This window comes from Pseudomonas shiyinii (assembly GCF_056725765.1).
On record NZ_CM161522.1, the window covers coordinates 3,704,645 to 3,722,338 of the forward strand.

General features: G+C 64.6%; 14 protein-coding genes. 5 read left to right on the top strand and 9 right to left on the bottom strand.

Annotated features, from left to right (window positions below; all coding sequences use genetic code 11):
* Positions 1–51: 51 nt before the first annotated feature.
* From ACXHGZ_RS16685 to edd, 9 genes are all read right to left on the bottom strand, one after another.
* Complete coding sequence (locus tag ACXHGZ_RS16685) at positions 52–1,353, bottom strand: carbohydrate porin (RefSeq protein WP_480464079.1); 1,302 nt, start codon at positions 1,351–1,353, stop codon at positions 52–54.
* 84 nt (positions 1,354–1,437) lie between these two features.
* Complete coding sequence (locus ACXHGZ_RS16690; RefSeq protein WP_480460635.1) at positions 1,438–2,586, bottom strand: ABC transporter ATP-binding protein; 1,149 nt, start codon at positions 2,584–2,586, stop codon at positions 1,438–1,440.
* Positions 2,587–2,589: 3 nt separating this feature from the next.
* Complete coding sequence (locus ACXHGZ_RS16695; RefSeq protein ID WP_324814163.1) at positions 2,590–3,426, bottom strand: carbohydrate ABC transporter permease; 837 nt, start codon at positions 3,424–3,426, stop codon at positions 2,590–2,592.
* Positions 3,419–4,327: a carbohydrate ABC transporter permease gene (locus ACXHGZ_RS16700; RefSeq protein WP_324814166.1), complete on the bottom strand. Its 909-nt coding sequence runs from the start codon at positions 4,325–4,327 to the stop codon at positions 3,419–3,421. Before ACXHGZ_RS16700 ends, ACXHGZ_RS16695 begins: the two co-directional genes overlap by 8 nt.
* 109 nt (positions 4,328–4,436) lie before the next feature.
* Positions 4,437–5,699, bottom strand: a complete 1,263-nt coding sequence (locus ACXHGZ_RS16705) for an ABC transporter substrate-binding protein (protein ID WP_480460636.1) — start codon at positions 5,697–5,699, stop codon at positions 4,437–4,439.
* Positions 5,700–5,834: 135 nt separating this feature from the next.
* Positions 5,835–7,289 carry an ATP-binding protein gene (locus tag ACXHGZ_RS16710; protein WP_480460637.1) on the bottom strand — a complete coding sequence of 485 codons (1,455 nt, stop codon included), beginning with the start codon at positions 7,287–7,289 and terminating at the stop codon, positions 5,835–5,837.
* Positions 7,270–7,995: a two-component system response regulator GltR gene (gene gltR, locus ACXHGZ_RS16715; RefSeq protein WP_480460638.1), complete on the bottom strand. Its 726-nt coding sequence runs from the start codon at positions 7,993–7,995 to the stop codon at positions 7,270–7,272. Before gltR ends, ACXHGZ_RS16710 begins: the two co-directional genes overlap by 20 nt.
* An 84-nt stretch (positions 7,996–8,079) precedes the next feature.
* Complete coding sequence (locus tag ACXHGZ_RS16720) at positions 8,080–9,039, bottom strand: glucokinase (protein WP_480460639.1); 960 nt, start codon at positions 9,037–9,039, stop codon at positions 8,080–8,082.
* Positions 9,036–10,862 carry a phosphogluconate dehydratase gene (gene edd / locus ACXHGZ_RS16725; RefSeq protein WP_324814177.1) on the bottom strand — a complete coding sequence of 609 codons (1,827 nt, stop codon included), beginning with the start codon at positions 10,860–10,862 and terminating at the stop codon, positions 9,036–9,038. Before edd ends, ACXHGZ_RS16720 begins: the two co-directional genes overlap by 4 nt.
* 264 nt (positions 10,863–11,126) lie before the next feature.
* Here edd and gap point away from each other — a divergent pair, with 264 nt between their 5' ends.
* The 5 genes from gap to ACXHGZ_RS16750 all read left to right on the top strand — a co-directional run bounded on the left by gap (position 11,127) and on the right by ACXHGZ_RS16750 (position 17,671).
* A complete protein-coding gene (gene gap, locus ACXHGZ_RS16730; RefSeq protein WP_480460640.1) occupies positions 11,127–12,128 on the top strand; it encodes a type I glyceraldehyde-3-phosphate dehydrogenase in 1,002 nt (333 codons plus the stop codon).
* 387 nt (positions 12,129–12,515) lie between these two features.
* Positions 12,516–13,028 (top strand): RNA polymerase sigma factor, encoded by a 513-nt coding sequence (locus ACXHGZ_RS16735; RefSeq protein WP_480460641.1) that lies wholly within the window; start codon positions 12,516–12,518, stop codon positions 13,026–13,028.
* A gap of 91 nt (positions 13,029–13,119) precedes the next feature.
* Positions 13,120–14,076 (top strand): FecR family protein, encoded by a 957-nt coding sequence (locus ACXHGZ_RS16740; protein WP_480460642.1) that lies wholly within the window; start codon positions 13,120–13,122, stop codon positions 14,074–14,076.
* Between the two features lie 126 nt (positions 14,077–14,202).
* Positions 14,203–16,791 (top strand): TonB-dependent receptor, encoded by a 2,589-nt coding sequence (locus ACXHGZ_RS16745; protein ID WP_480460643.1) that lies wholly within the window; start codon positions 14,203–14,205, stop codon positions 16,789–16,791.
* Positions 16,792–17,080: 289 nt separating this feature from the next.
* The gene (locus ACXHGZ_RS16750; RefSeq protein ID WP_480460644.1) at positions 17,081–17,671 is read left to right on the top strand and encodes a biliverdin-producing heme oxygenase; all 591 of its coding nucleotides are present in this window, start codon (positions 17,081–17,083) and stop codon (positions 17,669–17,671) included.
* Positions 17,672–17,694 lie beyond the last annotated feature (23 nt).

Sequence of the window (17,694 nt, forward strand, 5' to 3'; positions counted from 1 at the left end):
GTGGAAACGAGGAAGCCGGGAATGGATGGCGTAAATTTACAACAATTTTTCTCAGAATGACGACTGAATCTTCAAGCCTGCGACCAGCGCGTTATCCACATCGTCCACGCCGCCCGGGCTCTTGATGTATTGCAAGTTGGGCCGCACGGTCAGCCAGTTGGTGACGTGGAAGCCGTAGTAGAGCTCGGCGTTGTACTCGGTGCGCTGCAGCGGCACGAAGCCTGGGTTGTCGTAGTCGTCGATGCCACTGGCTGCGTTGAGCTGCTCGGCACGCTTCTTCACGTCGTCGTTGACGTGGATGCGGGCGATGCCCAAGCCGATGTCATCCTTGGGCCGGGCGTCGAAGGGCCCCTTGTAGACCATGCCGACCTGCTGGTAGTTGTCGATGACGTTGGTGGCCTTGTCATGCACCGTGAAGTTGGCGAACAGGCTCAGCCCCCGATTGACGTCGCCGCCGTGGGCGGTCACCTGCTGTTGGGCCACCACCCACCAGCCATGCTTGCTGGAGTGGGACTTGAAGTCGTTGCCGGTGATGCCCTGGGGCTGGCCGTCGACGTCCTCGTAGACATCGTCGGCATTGGCGGTGCTGTAGTAGTAGCCCAGGCGGTACTCGCCCGGCAGGCCGTTGACCTTGGGCGACCAGACCATCTCCACCGGCAGGATGGCGCCCTTGGTGCCACTGCCGCTGAGCTTGAAGCCATTGCCGGTCTCCAGGTTCGAGGGGTTCTGTTCGAAGGCGCCCACCTGCACGAAGAATTCCGGGTTGATGTTGTACTTGACCCGCAGCGCCCACTGACTGACCGGCCAGTTGTACCAGATGCCGCCCACCCAGTTGCCCACCTGGGAGCCGCAGAACGCCAGGTTCTGGAAGTCGCAGGGGAAGCTGTTGAAGTCCTCGCCTTCGCCGAAGCGGCCGAATTTCACATCCAGGGCGCCGTCGAAGTATTTCTGCTTGATCCACATCTGGGTCAGGCGCCAGGTCTGGCCACGGCCCCAGACCTCCTGCACCGAGCTGAGATGGCCGGCCCGCGGGTCACCGATGCGGTCGTTGGACAGGTTGCGACCGCTGCGCTCGGTGATCGCCAGCTTGAACTCGGCGTCATGCCAGCCAAGGATCTTCTGCAAGTCCAGGTGCGCGCCGAGGGCGAACTGGTCGCTGTAGCGAGCCGTCTTGTCGTCGTTGTAGCCACCGTGCAGGTTGCCGGCCGCTTCGCCGACATAGTCAAGGGTGAAGTCGTAACCTTTTTCCAGCAGTTCGGTGCGAACACCGCCCCAGTCGCCGGTCATCCATTTGGAGTCCGCCGAAAAGGCCTCGGCCGCCTGTGCCCCATTGCTGCCAACGATGGCCAGCATGGCCAGCGACCCCAGTGCCCTGATGCGTATGCGATGATCCATCCCTTGTTCCTCACTGTTCTTGTTATTGATGGTGTAGACGATTCAGCGCCCTTTGAAACGGGCGACGTTACCGGTGGCCTGGCACACCGGCCCGACACGCCCCAGGCGCTCGCCGCTTTGTGCGTCGAACAGCAGCACCCGCGCCGGGTCGAACTGCAGGTTCAGGGTGTCACCGACCCGGCAGGCGACATCCGGCGCCAGCCGGCAGCAGACCTTGACCTGATTGAGGGTGACGAAAACCAGCAGGTCCGGCCCAGTGGGCTCGGTCACCTGTATCTGGGCGCGGATGCCAGGCAAGCCGGTGCCCTCCCCCACGCCGATCTGTTCCGGGCGTATGCCCAGGACCACATCGCGCCCTTCCCATTCGCCCTCCATTCGCCCCAATGGCAGCTCGCAACGCGCCTGGCCGCTGTCGAGCAGCGCCAACAGGCGCCCTTCTTGTTTCGTCAGGCGAGCGGGGATGAAGTTCATCGGTGGTGAGCCGATGAAGCTGGCGACGAACTGGTTGGCCGGATCGTTGTAGATCTGTTGGGGCGTACCGAACTGCTGGATCACGCCATCCTTCATCACCGCGACCTTGTCGCCCAGGGTCATGGCCTCGATCTGGTCGTGGGTGACGTACACGGTGGTGGTCTTCAGGCGCTGGTGCATCAGCTTGATTTCGGTGCGCATCTCCACCCGCAGCTTGGCGTCCAGGTTCGACAGCGGTTCATCGAACAGGTAGATCTTCGGCCGCCGCGCCAGGGCACGGCCCATGGCCACCCGCTGCTGCTGGCCGCCAGAGAGCTGCCCGGGCTTACGGCCGAGCAGGTGTTCGATCTGCAGCAGCTTGGCGACCCGCGCCACCTCTTCGTCGATGGCTGCCTGGGGCATCTTGCGGATCTTCAGGCCGAAGGCGATGTTGTCGCGCACGTTCATGGTCGGGTACAGCGCATAGGACTGGAACACCATGGCGATGTCCCGGTCCTTGGGGCTCATGGCGCTGATATCGGTGCCGTCGACCAGGATCTGCCCACCACTGATGTCCTCGAGCCCGGCGATGCAGTTCATCAGGGTCGACTTGCCGCAGCCGGAAGGCCCCACTAGGATCAGGAACTCACCCGACTCGATACCCAGGTCGATGGCCTTGAGGGTATCGGCCAAGCCACTGCCGTAGCGCTTGTTGACGTTGCGAAGTTCAAGCCGTGCCATGTGTCACCCCTTGACCGCGCCGGCGGTCAGGCCGCGCAGGAAATATTTGCCGGCCAGCACATAGACCAGCAGGGTCGGAAGCCCCGCGATCATCGCCGCCGCCATGTCGACGTTGTATTCCTTGACCCCGGTGCTGGTGTTGACCAGGTTGTTCAGGGCCACCGTGATGGGCTGGGCGTCGCCGCTGGCGAACACCACGCCGAAGAGGAAGTCGTTCCAGATCTGGGTGAACTGCCAGATCAGGCAGACCATGATGATCGGCACCGACATCGGCAGCAGGATGCGCCCGAAGATCGTGAAGAACCCCGCCCCATCCAGCCGCGCCGCCTGCACCAGGGCCTCGGGCACGCTGCAGTAGTAGTTGCGAAAGAACAGCGTGGTGAAGGCCAGGCCATAGACGATATGCATCAGCACCAGGCCCGTGGTGGTACTGGCCAGGCCCAGCTTGCCCAGGGTGAACGAGGCCGGCAGCAGGACAGTCTGGAACGGCAGGAAGCAACCGAACAGCAACAGGCCGAAGAACAGCTGCGAACCCCTAAAGCGCCACATCGACAGCACATAGCCGTTGAGCGCACCGATCAGCGTGGACAACACCACCGCCGGCACGGTGATCTTCACCGAGTTCCAGAAGTAGCCGCCAACGGTGTCCCAGGCCTTGATCCAGCCGATGCCGGTGACCACCTCCGGCCAGCTGAGCAGGTTGCCGGCACGAATATCCTCGGGTGTCTTGAAGCTGGTGAGCAGCATCACCACCAGCGGGATCAGGTACAGCGCGCAGGCGGCCAGCAAGGTGGCATGGATGGCCAGGCGGCTGGGGGCGAACCAACGTGGGCTAGTCATGGCGCTTGTTCCTCAGTTCCGAATACAGGTAGGGCACCAGGATCGCCAGGATGGCGCCGAGCATGAGGATCGCGCTGGCCGACCCCATGCCCATCTGCCCACGGCTGAAGGTGAAGTTGTACATGAACATCGCCGGCAAGTCGGAGGCATAGCCAGGGCCACCTGCGGTCATGGCGGCGACCAGGTCGAAACTCTTGATGGCGATGTGAGCGAGGATCATCAGGGCGCTGAAGAACACCGGCCGCAGGCTGGGCAGCACGATGCGCAGGTAGATCCTCGGCAGGCTGGCGCCGTCGACCTGGGCCGCCCGCACGATGGACGAGTCGACCCCGCGCAGCCCCGCCAGGAACAGCGCCATGACGAACCCGGAGGCCTGCCATACCGCGGCGATCACCAGGCAGTACACCACCCGCTCGGGGTCCACCAGCCAGTCGAAGCGAAAGCCTTCCCAACCCCAGTCGCGCAGCAGCTTGTCCAGGCCCAGGCCGGGGTTGAGCAGCCATTTCCAGGCTGTGCCGGTAACGATCATCGACAGCGCCATCGGGTAGAGGTAGATGGTGCGGATGACCCCTTCGCGGCGGATGCGCTGGTCCAGCAACACCGCCAGCAAGACACCGACCACCAGGCTGATGGCGATGAACAGCCCGCCGAATACCAGCAGGTTCTTGCTGGCGACCCACCAGCGGTCGTTGGCCAGCAGCTTGAGGTACTGGGTAAGCCCGGCCCACTTGTAGTTGGGCATGAAGCTGGAGTGGGTGAAGGACAGCACGAAGGTCCAGAGGATGTAGCCGTAGAAGCCCACCAGGACGATCAGCATGCTCGGCGCCAGCACCAGTTTCGGGAGCCAGCGTTGCAGGGCGTCCAGGGGGGAGGCCCGCAGGGTTGCGGTTGCTGTGTTCATGAGTGATACCGAGTCAATGGCGGCGCTGCGCACCGCATCGCGGGGCAAGCCCGCTCCCACAAAGTGAGCGCTGCCCACAGGTCATGCGGCACCTGTGGGCGCAGGCCCGTTACTGGGCCGCCTTGATCGCCGCGCCCAACTGCTTGGCCGCCCTGGCCGGGTCGGCCTTGGGGTCGTTGAGGAAGTTGGTGACCACGTCGAAGATGGCCCCCTGCACCGCCAGCGACGAGGCCATGTTGTGCGCCATGCTCGGCTGCAGGCCATCACCCTGCTCGGCTTGCTGGAAGTCCTTCTGCGACTGCTGGGTGCAGGCATCGAACTGGCTCATGTCCATGCCCTGGCGCACCGGCAGCGAGCCCTTGGCCTGGTTGAAGGCAGTCTGGAAGGTCGGCTCCAGAGCGACCTTGGCCAGGTCGTTCTGGGCCTTGATGTCGTTTTCATCCTTGAGCTTGAACATCGCCAGGGAGTCGATGTTGTAGGTGAAGCTGCCCTGTGTGCCGGGGAACGGCACGCATTGGTAGTCCTTGCCGGCCACCTTGTGCGCGGCGGTCCATTCGCTCTTGGCCCAGTCGCCCATGATCTGCATACCGGCCTTGCCGTTGATGACCTCGGCGGCAGCGATGTTCCAGTCCCGACCGGCACGGTTGGCGTCCATGTAGGTGCCCAGGCGTTGCAGAGCCTTGAAGGCCTCGACCATCTGGGCGCCGGCCAGGGTGTCCTGGTCCAGCTCGACGAAGGCCTTGTGGTAACCCTGCGGCCCCAGGATCGCCAGTACCAGGTTCTCGAACACGGTGCTGTCCTGCCAGGGCTGGCCACCATGGGCCAAGGGCTGGAAGCCTGCCGCCTTGAGCGTGTCGGCAGCGGCGAACAGTTCGTCCAGGGTGGTGGGCACCTTGGCCCCGGCCTTCTCGAACACCTGCGGGTTGACCCACAGCCAGTTGACCCGGTGGATGTTCACCGGCACGGCTACGTAATGGTCGTCGTATTTCCAGATGGGGGCGAGCTTGGTCGGCAGCAGTTGGTCCCACTGGTTGGCCTTGGCCACGTCGTCGAGCTCGGTGAGCAGCCCCAAGGCGCCCCACTCCTGGATATCCGGGCCCTTGATCTGCGCGGCGGCGGGTGGGTTGCCGGCGACGGCGCGGCTCTTGAGTACGGTCATGGCCGCGGCACCGCCACCGCCGGCCACGGCGTTGTCCTTCCAGGTGAAGCCGTCCTTCTCGACTTGTTGCTTGAGGGTGTTCACGGCCGCGGCCTCGCCACCGGAGGTCCACCAGTGCAGGACTTCGACGGTGCCATTGTTGGCGGCGGAAACGGACAGTGGCATGAATGAGGCGAGGGAAACGACAGCGGCGAGACGAGTGATCGCATTCATCGTGGGGAACCTTTCTTGTTGTTATACATAGGCAAGTCATGGTGCTTGCGCTTGCATTGGAGTCTAACCAGACGCCCACGGCGAGCAGGTAACGAAGGGATGTACGAATGTCACTGACTGGTGACATTCGGCGGGTCACTCGGCGCTGCGCGGCAGGCTCAAGGTCACCCGCAAGCCACCCTGGCGCAGGTTCAGCAGGCTCACCTCGCCACCGTGGCTGTGGGCGATGTTGCGCGCGATGCCGAGCCCCAGGCCGTAGCCTTGCTGCTGCCCGGCCAAGCGGAAATGCGGCTCGAACACCTGCTCCAGACGCTGTTCGGGAACACCAGGCCCCTGGTCGTCCACCTGCAGGACAAAGCCGGTGGCGCTATCGAGAATACGCAGGTGCGCCCTTTCCCCATACTTGATGGCATTGTCGATCAGGTTGCCGATGCAGCGGCGCAGGGCCAGGGGTTTGCCCGGATACGGCGCCAGGGCACGGCCCTCGAGGGTGATGCGCCCATCACCCAGGTAGGGCTCGGCGAGGATTTCCAGCACCTGGTTGAGGTCGATGGGCTCGATGTTCTCGTGGATATCGGTGTCCTTCACACATTGCAGGGCCCCCTTGACCAGCAGCTCCAGCTCGTCGAGGTCACGGCTGAACTTAGCCTGCATCCGCTCGTCCTCTAGCAGCTCGACGCGCAGGCGCAGGCGTGTGATGGGCGTACGCAGATCATGGGACACGGCGCTGAACAGCTGCGCACGCTCGGTCAGGTAGCGGCTGATGCGCTCACGCATGCTGTTGAACGCCCGGCCTACCTCGGCCACTTCGCTGCCGCCACCCTCGACGACCGGTGCCACGTCGGCCCCCAGGGACATCTCCCGCGCAGCCCGGGCCAGGCGTTTGAGCGGACGGCTCTGCCAATGCACCAGCAAACCGATGAACAGCAGCAACAATGCGGTGGTCAGGGCGATGAAGCCGATCTGCTGGCGCGGCAACCGCTCGGCCTCCAGGCTGGTGTAGGGCTCAGGCAGCAACGAGGCGATGTACAGCCACTCGCCTTCGCCCAGGCGAATCTGCGTCACCAGCACCGGCGGGTTCAGCGGCTCCAGGGTCAACGAGTAGTGCGCCCAGGAGCGCGGCAGCTCGTCGAGTTTCAAGCCACTGTTGAAGATGCGCAGCTCCTGGGGGCTGACGAACTCCACCGAGATTTCCATCTGCTGGCCCAGACGCTCGTGCAGGACCTGCTCGAACACCTCGATCACTGCCCGCTTGCGCGGGGTGATCGGCAGCATCGGCATATCCAGGGGCTTGTCGTTGAGCGAGACGAAGAACCGCGTACCACCCATGCTGCGCAACTGGTCCAGCACCATAGGCCGATAGGCGACTGGCAATGAGCGGAAGTAGCTGACGCTGGCGCTCATCGAATGGGCCAGGCTACGGGCGCTGGCCTGCAGGCCCTGGAGCTGGCTGGCACGCAGCTGGGAGACCCAGATCAGGCTCGACAGCCCCTGGGCCAACAGCACCACCAGCAGCGTGAGGAGCAGCATGCGCCCCAGCAACGAGCGCGGCAGCAAGCGCCAGCGCCGCTCAGCAGGCCGGGCAGACATGGGCCGCCAGCAGGTAGCCGCTGCCACGCACGGTGCGTATCAGCCGAGGCGGTTTGTCGGTATCGCGCAACCGCTGGCGCAGACGGCTGACCGCCATGTCGACGATGCGGTCCAGCGGCATCGGCTCGCGCCCACGGGTGGCATTGCCGATGGTGTCGCGGTCGAGGATTTGCTGCGGGTGGTCGAGAAACAGCTTGAGCAAGGCGAAGTCGGCCCCGGAGAGGATCACCTCCTCGCCGTCGCGGTGGAACAGCCGATGGCTGATGGTATCCAGGCGCCAGTCATCGAACATCAGCACGGCCTGGCTGGGCGCCGCCTGGCCGAATTCGGCGCGGCGCAGCAAGGCCTTGATCCGCGCCTGCAGCTCGCGCGGGCTGAACGGTTTGCCCAGGTAGTCGTCGGCCCCCAGCTCCAGGCCAATGACCCGGTCGGCTTCGTCGGAGCTGGCGGTGAGCATGATGATCGGCACCCGCGCCAGGCGAGGATGCTGGCGCACCCAACGGCACAGGCTGAAACCGTCTTCGTCGGGCAGCATCACGTCGAGGATCACCAGGTCGCAGGGCTCGCGCTCCAGCGCCTGGCGAAAGCCCTGGCCATCGGCCTCGGCATGCACCTGGAAACCGGAGCGGCTCAGGTAGGTCTGCAACAGTTCGCGGATTTCCTGGTCGTCGTCGACCATCAGGATCGATTTGCCGGTGGAGCTCACGTTGGCCGTTCCTTTGCTATCGATAAGGGTTGCCTTGCAGCCCATCGCGGTCTGACCTGTCCCGCGATGAAGCCTACGCTTGGTTCAATGATCCAACGCCTGCTGCAGTGCCACCCCGGCTCCCAGCAACCCAGAAAACTCCGCTGTCACCAGCCACACCGGCACCCCGTCGAAATACCCGCTCATGCAGCCCTTGTCGGCGAAGCTCGCAGCAAAGCCGCTGCGCAGGAACAGCTCGGCAAAACGTGGAATCACGCCGCCGACAATATAGACGCCGCCTCGCGCGCCCAGGGTCAGGACATTGTTACCAGCGACTCGCCCGAGGAAGCGACAGAACTGCTCGACCACCGCCAAGGCCCGGGGCTCACCGCCCAGGGCGGCATCGGTGATCTGCGCCGGAGTCTTGTGTCTGGGTGTGTCGCCATCGAGCGCGCACATTGCCTGGTACAGGCGCACCAGGCCTCCGCCACTGAGCACCGTTTCAGCGCTGACATGGCCGATCTGCCCATGGATCTGCTGGTGGATCGCCGCCTCGCGTGCGTTGCCCACCGGCAAGTCGACATGCCCGCCCTCCCCCGGCAAGGCCAGCCAGTGCTGGTTGTCCAGGCGCAACAGGCTGCCCACGCCCAACCCGGTACCGGGGCCGATGACCAGGGCTGGCCGGGCTGGGTCGGCCGTACCTGCGCAGACCTGGCGGTATTCACCGTCCTGCAGGCGCGTCATGCCCAGGGCCATGGCGCTGAAATCGTTGATCAACAGCAGGCGCTCGACCTGCAGGGCCTGGCAAAAGGCGCTGCGGCTCAGGCGCCAGTGGTTGTTGGTGAAGCGGAACTCATCGCCGCTGACCGGCCCTGCCACCGCCAGGCACACCGCCGCCAGGCCGCCGCGCGGGATGCCTTGGCCGGCGAGATAGGACTCGATGGCCTGCTCGGGGTTGGTGTAGTCGGCGGTCGCCAGGACCTGCACCGCCTGCAGCTGGTTGTCATGCCACAGACCGAAGCGCGCATTGGTGCCTCCGATGTCGCCAACCAGCAAGGCCTTCATTTGAGCTGCTCCAATGCCGAGGTGAAGGCGCTGGCGCCCTGCTCGGCCGAGCTGAACGCCACGCGCATGAAGCCGAACAGCTCGCGCCCCATGCCCAGGTCGTTGCCCTGGGGAGCCGTGGGCAGGTCACGGGTTGCCAGCTCTTCGGCCGACACCATGACCTGCAGCGTGCCTTCGACGCCGTCGACCCGCACGATATCACCATCGCGCACCCGTGCCAGCGGGCCGCCGTCGTAGGCCTCCGGGCACACGTGGATCGCCGCCGGGATCTTGCCCGAAGCGCCGGACATCCGCCCGTCGGTCACCAGTGCGACCTTGTAGCCGCGGTCCTGCAGCACGCCGAGGAACGGGGTCAGCTTGTGCAGCTCGGGCATGCCGTTGCAACGCGGGCCCTGGAAGCGCACCACGGCGACGAAGTCACGCTCCAGTTCACCGGCCTTGAAGGCATCGGCCAACGATTGCTGGTCATGGAACACCCGCGCCGGCGCTTCCACCACCTGATGCTCGGGCGCCACGGCCGAGACCTTCATGACGCCCCGCCCGAGGTTGCCGTTCATCACCCGCAGCCCGCCTTCGGCCGAAAACGGCCGTGCCACCGGGCGCAGGATGCTTTCGTCCAGGCTCTGGCGTGGGCCTTCACGCCAGACCAGCTTGCCCTCCTCCAGGAACGGCTCCTGGGTGTAGCGGCGCAAGCCGTGGCCGGCCACGGTATTGACGTCCTCGTGCAGCAGCCCGGCGTCGAGCAGTTCGCGAATGAGGAAGGCCATGCCACCGGCGGCCTGGAAGTGGTTGATGTCGGCCTTGCCATTGGGATAGACGTGGGACAGGGTCGGCACCACTTCGGACAGGTCCGCCATGTCCTGCCAGGTCAGCTGGATGCCCGCAGCCTGGGCGATGGCCGGGATGTGCAGGGTATGGTTGGTGGAGCCCCCTGTGGAATGCAGGGCGACGATGGCGTTGACCAGGGCCTTTTCGTCAACGATCTCGCCCAGCGGCATGAAGCTGCCGCTGGCCTTGGTCATACGCGTGACCTGCTGCGCCGCCTCGGCGGTCAGGGCGTCGCGCAGCGGGGTGTAGGGGTTGACGAAGGAGGCCCCCGGCAAGTGCAGGCCCATCACTTCCATCACCAACTGGTTGGTGTTGGCCGTGCCGTAGAAGGTACAGGTGCCCGGGCTGTGGTAGGACTTCATCTCCGACTCCAACAGCTCCTCGCGGCTGGCCTTGCCTTCGGCGTAGCGCTGGCGCACGTCAGCCTTTTCCTTGTTGGAGATGCCCGACGGCATCGGCCCACCCGGTACGAAGATGGTGGGCAGGTGACCGAAGCGCAGGGCGCCCATCATCAGGCCGGGGACGATCTTGTCGCAGATACCCAGCATCAGCGCCGCATCGAACATGTTGTGCGACAGCGCGATGGCCGTGGACAGGGCAATCACCTCGCGGCTGGCGATGGCCAACTCCATGCCCGGCTCGCCTTGGGTGACGCCGTCGCACATGGCCGGCACGCCACCGGCGAACTGCCCGACCGAGCCGATCTCGCGCAGGGCCTGCTTGATCTGTTCCGGGAAGTGCTGGTACGGCTGGTGGGCCGAGAGCATGTCGTTGTAGGCCGAGACGATGGCCACGTTGGCGGCGTTCATCATGCGCAGGCTTTGCTTGTCCTGGGCGCCACAGCCGGCCACGCCATGGGCGAAGTTCGCACATTGCAGGCTGGCGCGCATGGGGCCGTCGCTGGCCGCGCCGCGAATCAGCTCCAGGTAGCGTTCACGGGTGGCACGGCTGCGTTCGACCAACCGTTCGGTGACCTCAAGGATGCGCGGATGCATGTACTGGACTCCAGGCTAACTGTGGGGTGGTGTCTTCGGGCATTTCCCCTCCAAACGATTGCGGCCTAGGCTCAAGGTGAGGGTGCCTGACGCGATCAAGGGGTGGTCTGCCCGACCACTCGTTGTAGGTTTAACAAAATACTGCCATCAAAAAGGCTTGTTTTCTATCCTGCGAGGAATAATCTTGTAATTCCAATAACAAAACCGTTTCAGTGAAGTCACCTTTTTGCCACAGGCTTCACCCGGACCGCCAGAGGTAATGCCATGACCCTTCGCATCGCCATCAATGGATTTGGCCGCATCGGACGCAACGTCCTGCGCGCACTCTATACCCAAGGCTACCGCCAGGACCTGCAGGTCGTCGCCATCAACGACCTGGGCGACAGTGCGATGAACGCCCACCTGCTCAAGTACGACAGCGTGCACGGCACGTTCGAGGCCAGCGTCGAAGCCGACCAGGAGAGCCTGACGGTCAACGGTGACCGCATCTCGGTCAGTGCCATCCGCAACCCGGTAGAGCTGCCGTGGAAGGCCGAGGGCGTGGATGTGGTGTTCGAATGCACCGGCCTGTTCACCGACCGGGCCAAGGCCGCCGCCCACCTGGCCGCCGGGGCACGCAAGGTGATCGTCTCGGCACCTGCCAAGGGCGCCGACGCCACGGTGGTCTACGGGGTCAACCATGACAGCCTGCGGGCCTCGCACCAGATCATCTCCAACGCCTCCTGCACCACCAACTGCCTGGCACCGATCGCCCAGGTCTTGCACCGCGAGTTCGGCATCGAGCAAGGGTTGATGACCACCATCCACGCCTATACCAATGACCAGGTGCTCACCGACGTCTACCACAGCGACCCTTATCGGGCGCGCTCGGCCACCCAGTCGATGATCCCGAGCAAGACCGGCGCCGCCGAGGCCGTGGGCCTGGTGCTGCCGGAACTGGCCGGCAAACTCACCGGCATGGCCGTGCGGGTGCCGGTGATCAACGTATCGCTGGTGGACCTGACCGTGAACCTCAGGCGCGAAGCCACCGCCGAGCAGGTCAACCAACTGTTCCTCGAGGCCAGCCGGCACTCCCGAGTACTGGGCTACAACGCGTTGCCGCTGGTGTCGTGCGACTTCAACCACAACCCGTTGTCGTCGATCTTCGATGCCAACCATACCCGGGCCAGCGGAAGGATGCTCAAGGTGCTGGCCTGGTACGACAACGAGTGGGGCTTCTCCAACCGCATGCTGGATAACTGCCTGGCGTTGTGCAACGCCCGCTGAGGTAACGCTGTTCACTGGAAGCACTACGATGCCTAGGAGATCGCGCGCCGCCCGCGCGGCGCATCGCGAGCTGCGCTCGCTCCTACGTGTGTTTATGGCCAATAACGCCTGTGACAGGCGCGCGCGACCGCTGGGGCGTACGACACCATTTTGCGTCAGGTACCAACGCGTCCGCGCGAACCATCCCACAGGATGGACTGGCCCGAAACAAACGTAGGAGCGAGCGCAGCTCGCGATGCGCCGCGCCGGCGGCGCTCGATCTCACAGGCACCGCAGCCGTCAAGGCAAACATAAAAAACGCAGATTCGCGCCGATAGCATGTTGGGACTTGACCAACAGGGCAGATGATAAGCATTATCATTCGCCTCTCGTTGGTCAGGTTTTCCCGTGAGTCAGTCCCGCTTCGATACCGTCTTCCTCACCCAGCGCCTTACCTTGCTGCGCACCCTGCAGCGCATGGTCGGCAACCCCAGCACGGCCGAGGACCTGCTGCAGGAAACCTACCTGCGGGTCACCCGTGCCCTGGGCGAGCGGCCGATCGAGCACCTCGAGCCCTTCGTCTTCCAGACGGCGCGCAACCTCGCCCTGGACCACCTCCGTGCACGCAAGGTGCAGGCACGTACAGTGGTCGACGATGTGCCCGACGACATCCTGTACAACGTCGCTGCCCCCACCACCAGCAACGAAGATGCCGCCCACGCCGAGCAGTTGCTCGAGCGCTTGAGCATCAGCCTCGGTCAGTTGACCCCGCGCCAACAACGTATCTTCATCCTCAGCCGCCTGCATGGCGCCAGCTACCTGGAAATCGCCGACCAGCTGAAGGTTTCGGCCAGCACCGTGCAGAAGGAGCTCAAGCTGATCATGGCGATCTGCATGGGCGTGGCCGAGCGCCTCGAATAACTGCCACTCGCCGGTCGGCCCAGGCAAGGCGCTTGCCATGGCTTCGCGCAGCCGTGATCATTTGCGAAAAAACCTACAGCAAGGATTCTTCGTGACAGATAGCCCTGCCTCTCGCCCATCACCTGCAGGGCCTGACGCCCGTGCCATGGACGAGGCGCTGGACTGGCTCGTGCGCCTGCAGTGCGCCAGCGACGAGGACATCCGGGCCTTCGAAGCCTGGCTGGGTGCGACTGAGGAAAACGCCGCAGCCTATGTACGTGCCGAGGCCCTGTGGAACGGCGCTCCCCTGCGCCAGGCCGCCGCGCAACTGCACCAGGCCCAGCGCCGATCCCTGGTCGCACGTCTGCACACCCACCGCAAGCCGCTGGCTACCGCCGCTGTATTGCTGGTCGGGCTGCTCACCTTCGGCAACCTGCCGATGCGCCTGCAGGCCGACCACCTGACAGTGGTCGGCGAACGCCAGCGCCTGCAACTGGACGATGGCGCCAAGGTGCTGCTCAATACCGACTCGGCCTTCGCCAGTGACCTGCGCAACGGCCAGCAGGTCGCACGCCTGCTCAAGGGCGAGGCCTATTTCCAGGTGCCTGGCAATACCACATCGCCCCTGCAAATCCAGGCCGGCCCTTTGCGCGCGCAGGCGAGCGACACCGATTTCGCCGTGCGCTACCTCGATGGCCAGGCCCAGGTCAGGGTGCAACGCGGCGATGTGGACGTGCAGGCGCCGAGCGATCAACGCATTCGCCTCAGTGCCGGCGACAGCATCAGCGTCGGGCCCCAGGGCTTCGGCGAACGCGAGCGCGCGGACCTGCGCAAGGACCTGGCCTGGGTCGACGGGCGCCTGGTGTTCGAGAATTGCCCGCTGAGCCAGGTGCTCGCCGAAGTGCGGCGCTATTACCCAGGCTGGATCATCAACCGCAACGCACGCCTCGATCAGGTCGCGGTGACCGGCAACTACCGCCTCGACCAACCGCTGGAAACCCTGCGCGCCCTCGCCCACATCACGTCGGCACAACTGCATGAATACCCGGCGCTGGTGATCATCAACTGATCCACTGATTATTTTTACGCGATCAGCACCCTGCATCCGTCTCGTTATGGCCAATGCAACTGATTCTTGTTTGAAAACAAGAACAGTCATCACCTATAACAGTTCGCGCGTCAGGGAGCGCCTTCGATGTCCACAGGTCCAACTCGCCCGTCCAACCCGCCCCGCCGTATGGGGCAATTGTCCCTGCTGACCTTGGCCCTGCTCGCCAGCGGCGCCTGCAGCCTGCCAGCGCTGGCTGCGGAACCGGCCCAAGCCAGCAGCCCACGCATGGGCGACTACCGCTTCGCCATCGACCAGCAGCCTTTGGTTGCAGCGATCAATGCGTTCAGCCAGGTCACCGGCTGGCAGGTCGGCTTCAGTGCAGAGGTGGCCGAAGGTGTTTCCTCGCCAGGCGTGCAGGGTTCGCTGACGCCGCAAACAGCGCTGCGCCGCCTGCTGCAAGGTACCGGGCTCCAATTCCGCACCATCAGCACCGGCAACGTCGTGCTGGAGCGCCAGGCGACCGGCAACACCATTGCCCTGCAGCAACTGACGGTCAGCGCCACCCGCAGCGCCCAGGACGTCAGCCAGGTGCCGAGCACGGTGACCGTGCAGACCCGCGAACAGCTCGACCGGCAGAACGTCAACACCATCCAGGACATGGTGCGCTACGAGCCCGGGGTATCGGTCGCCGGCACCGGCCAGCGCAGTGGCTTGAACGGCTTCAACATTCGCGGCATCGACCGCGAACGCATCCTGACCCAGGTCGACGGCGTCTCGATCCCCGACAGCTTCTTCTACGGCCCCTACGCGCAAACCCAACGCAACTATGTCGACCCCGAGATCGTCAAGCGCGTGGAAATCCTGCGCGGCCCAGCGTCGGTGCTGTACGGCAGCAACGCCATCGGCGGCGCGGTGAGCTACTTCACCCTCGACCCGGACGACATCATCAAGCCCGGCAAGGACGTCGGTGCCCGCCTGAAGACCGGCTACAGCTCCGCCGATGAAAGCTGGTTGAACTCCGCCACCGTCGCCGGCCGCCAGGGCGCCTTCGACGGCCTGCTGCACCTGAGCCAGCGCAACGGCCACGAGACCGAGAGCTACGGCAGGCATGGCGGCACCGGCCTGGACCGCACCGAAGCCAACCCGGTGGACGCGCGCACCACCAACGTGCTGGCCAAGCTGGGCTGGAACTACGCCGACGACGCACGCCTGGGCTTGACCTACGAGCGCTACAAGGATGACCGCGACCAGAATATGCTCAGTGCGGTAGGCGGCCCCTTCATCCCAGGCATGGGCGCCACGAACATGTACCGCGCCCGTACCGGCAACGACACCATCACCCGCGAGCGCTTCGGCATCAACCATGAGTTCGGGCTCGACAGCCTGCTGGCCGACCACGTGAAGTGGAGCCTGAACTACCAGATCGCCAAGACCGACCAGAGCACCGAGGAGATCTACGCCCCGAGAGTGCGTGAGGTACTGCGCACCCGCAGCACCACCTACAAGGATCGTCAATGGGTCTTCGATGCGCAGCTGGACAAGGCGTTCAGCCTGGGCGAAACCGAACACCTGCTGACCTACGGCACGACCTTCAAGCATGACAAGGTGACCGGCTCGCGCAGCGGTACCGGCACCTGCCTGTCGGTTGGCAGGGGCTGCCCGGCCCCAGGCGCGGACAGTCCGGCAGATGGCCAGGCACTGGTCAGTGATTTCCCGGACCCGACGGTCGATACCTACAGCCTGTTCGCCCAGGATGAAATCCGCTGGAACAACTGGACCTTCCTGCCCGGCGCCCGCTACGACTACACCCGCATGAAACCGAAAATGACCGACGCGTTCCTGCGTGGCCTGGAGAACGGCGACGGCAGCGCACAGAACGTCGACGACTCGACCAAGCACTGGCATCGCCTGTCGCCCAAGCTGGGCGTCACCTATGCCTTCAACGACCATTACTCCTGGTACGGCCAGTACGCCGAAGGCTTCCGCACACCGACCGCCAAGGCCATGTACGGTCGTTTCGAAAACGCCGAGCTGGGCTACAGCGTCCAAGGCAACCCGAACCTGGAGCCTGAAAAGAGCAAGAGCTATGAAACCGGCCTGCGTGGCCGCTTCGACGCGGGCAGCTTCGATGTCGCGGTGTTCTACAACAAGTACCGCGACTTCATCGACGAGGATGCGGTCAAGAGCCTGGACCTGCTGCCCACCTACCAGGCTAATAACATCAGGCATGCCACCATCAAGGGCGCCGAGGTCAAGGGCCGCCTTGACCTCGACCACTTCGGCGCACCGCAGGGTCTGTACACCCAAGGCTCGATCGCCTATGCCTACGGCCGCAACGACGACACCGGCCAGCCATTGAACGCCGTCAACCCGCTGACCGGCGTGTTCGGGCTGGGTTACGAGCAACCGGGCTACGGCGCGCAGGTCAGCTGGACGCTGGTCAAGCGCAAGACCCGCGTCGACGACGACACCTTCTTCGCTCCGGATGGCCAGAGCACCAAGTTCCGTACACCTGGCTACGGGGTACTGGATCTGACCGGTTTCTACAAGGTGACCGACGACCTCACGGTCAACGCCGGCCTGTACAACCTCACCGACAAGAAGTATTGGCAGTGGGACTCGGTACGCCGCTACGACGGCCAGGGCGAGGCCGCCGTGACCCAGCCGGCCAACCTAGACCGCCTGACGGCGCCAGGGCGTAACTTCGCCATCAACTTGGTGTGGGATATCTGAGATCGGTGTTGACGCTGCCACCAATCGCCGGCAAGCCGGCTCCCACAAGGACGGCGGTGTTCCTGAAAGCAGCGCAGGACAGGTGGAAGCAACTGTCTTGAATTGCTTGGCCAGCCCCCACAGGTATGGCGGTGTTTTTGAAAACAGCGCAGAACAGGTGGGAGCCGGCTTGCCGGCGATTGGCCGTCATGCCTTGAAGCTAATTCGCTCCCGCACAAATTGTTTTTTTACGCCTCCCCCTCACCTCGTTCGTCTTGTCACTAGAGCCCAATTTCCCAAGGACCCACCCATGACCACCACTTCCCTGCGTTCCCAGCGCCTGAACCAGGTCACCCACGCCCCCCACAGCGAACTCGACGCCCTGGTCAAATCCCACACGCCATTCGACAGTCGCGAAAGCTTCGCCCGCTTCGTGGTTGCCCAGTACCTGTTCCAGTCCGAGCTCAAGGCCCTGTACAACGACCCGAAACTGATCGCCCTCTTCCCCGACCTGGCCGCCCGCTGCCGTGCCGAGCATGCCCGCCTGGATTTGGCCGACCTGGATACCGAAGTGCCCGCCCCGGTGCCCGGTGCCCTGCACAACCCGAGCCTCGGCCAGGCCTTGGGCTGGATCTTCGTCTCCGAAGGCTCCAAACTGGGCGCCGCGTTCCTGATCAAGCGTGCCGTGGCCTTGGAGCTGTCCGAGCGTTTCGGTGCCCGTCACCTGGGTGAGCCGGAAGGTGGCCGCGCCGAAGGCTGGAAGCAGTTCACCCGGATCCTTGACAGCCTGGCACTGTCGCCCGAAGAGGATGCCGCCGCCGAGCGTGGCGCGGTCGAGGCCTTCGAGCGTTTCACCGAGTTGCTCAAGCACGCCTATGCCGCGGATGCCGCACTGGCCTGACACGCTTCACCCGGCCATCCGCT

What these genes read in the sequence shown, in the direction of transcription:
- ACXHGZ_RS16685 (WP_480464079.1), bottom strand. Translation starts at nt 1,353, where the DNA reads ATGCTGGCCATCGTTGGCAGCAATGGGGCACAGGCGGCCGAGGCCTTT.
- ACXHGZ_RS16690 (WP_480460635.1), bottom strand. Translation starts at nt 2,586, where the DNA reads ATGGCACGGCTTGAACTTCGCAACGTCAACAAGCGCTACGGCAGTGGC.
- ACXHGZ_RS16695 (WP_324814163.1), bottom strand. Translation starts at nt 3,426, where the DNA reads ATGACTAGCCCACGTTGGTTCGCCCCCAGCCGCCTGGCCATCCATGCC.
- ACXHGZ_RS16700 (WP_324814166.1), bottom strand. Translation starts at nt 4,327, where the DNA reads ATGAACACAGCAACCGCAACCCTGCGGGCCTCCCCCCTGGACGCCCTG.
- ACXHGZ_RS16705 (WP_480460636.1), bottom strand. Translation starts at nt 5,699, where the DNA reads ATGAATGCGATCACTCGTCTCGCCGCTGTCGTTTCCCTCGCCTCATTC.
- ACXHGZ_RS16710 (WP_480460637.1), bottom strand. Translation starts at nt 7,289, where the DNA reads ATGTCTGCCCGGCCTGCTGAGCGGCGCTGGCGCTTGCTGCCGCGCTCG.
- ACXHGZ_RS16720 (WP_480460639.1), bottom strand. Translation starts at nt 9,039, where the DNA reads ATGAAGGCCTTGCTGGTTGGCGACATCGGAGGCACCAATGCGCGCTTC.
- edd (WP_324814177.1), bottom strand. Translation starts at nt 10,862, where the DNA reads ATGCATCCGCGCATCCTTGAGGTCACCGAACGGTTGGTCGAACGCAGC.
- gap (WP_480460640.1), top strand. Translation starts at nt 11,127, where the DNA reads ATGACCCTTCGCATCGCCATCAATGGATTTGGCCGCATCGGACGCAAC.
- ACXHGZ_RS16745 (WP_480460643.1), top strand. Translation starts at nt 14,203, where the DNA reads ATGTCCACAGGTCCAACTCGCCCGTCCAACCCGCCCCGCCGTATGGGG.
- ACXHGZ_RS16750 (WP_480460644.1), top strand. Translation starts at nt 17,081, where the DNA reads ATGACCACCACTTCCCTGCGTTCCCAGCGCCTGAACCAGGTCACCCAC.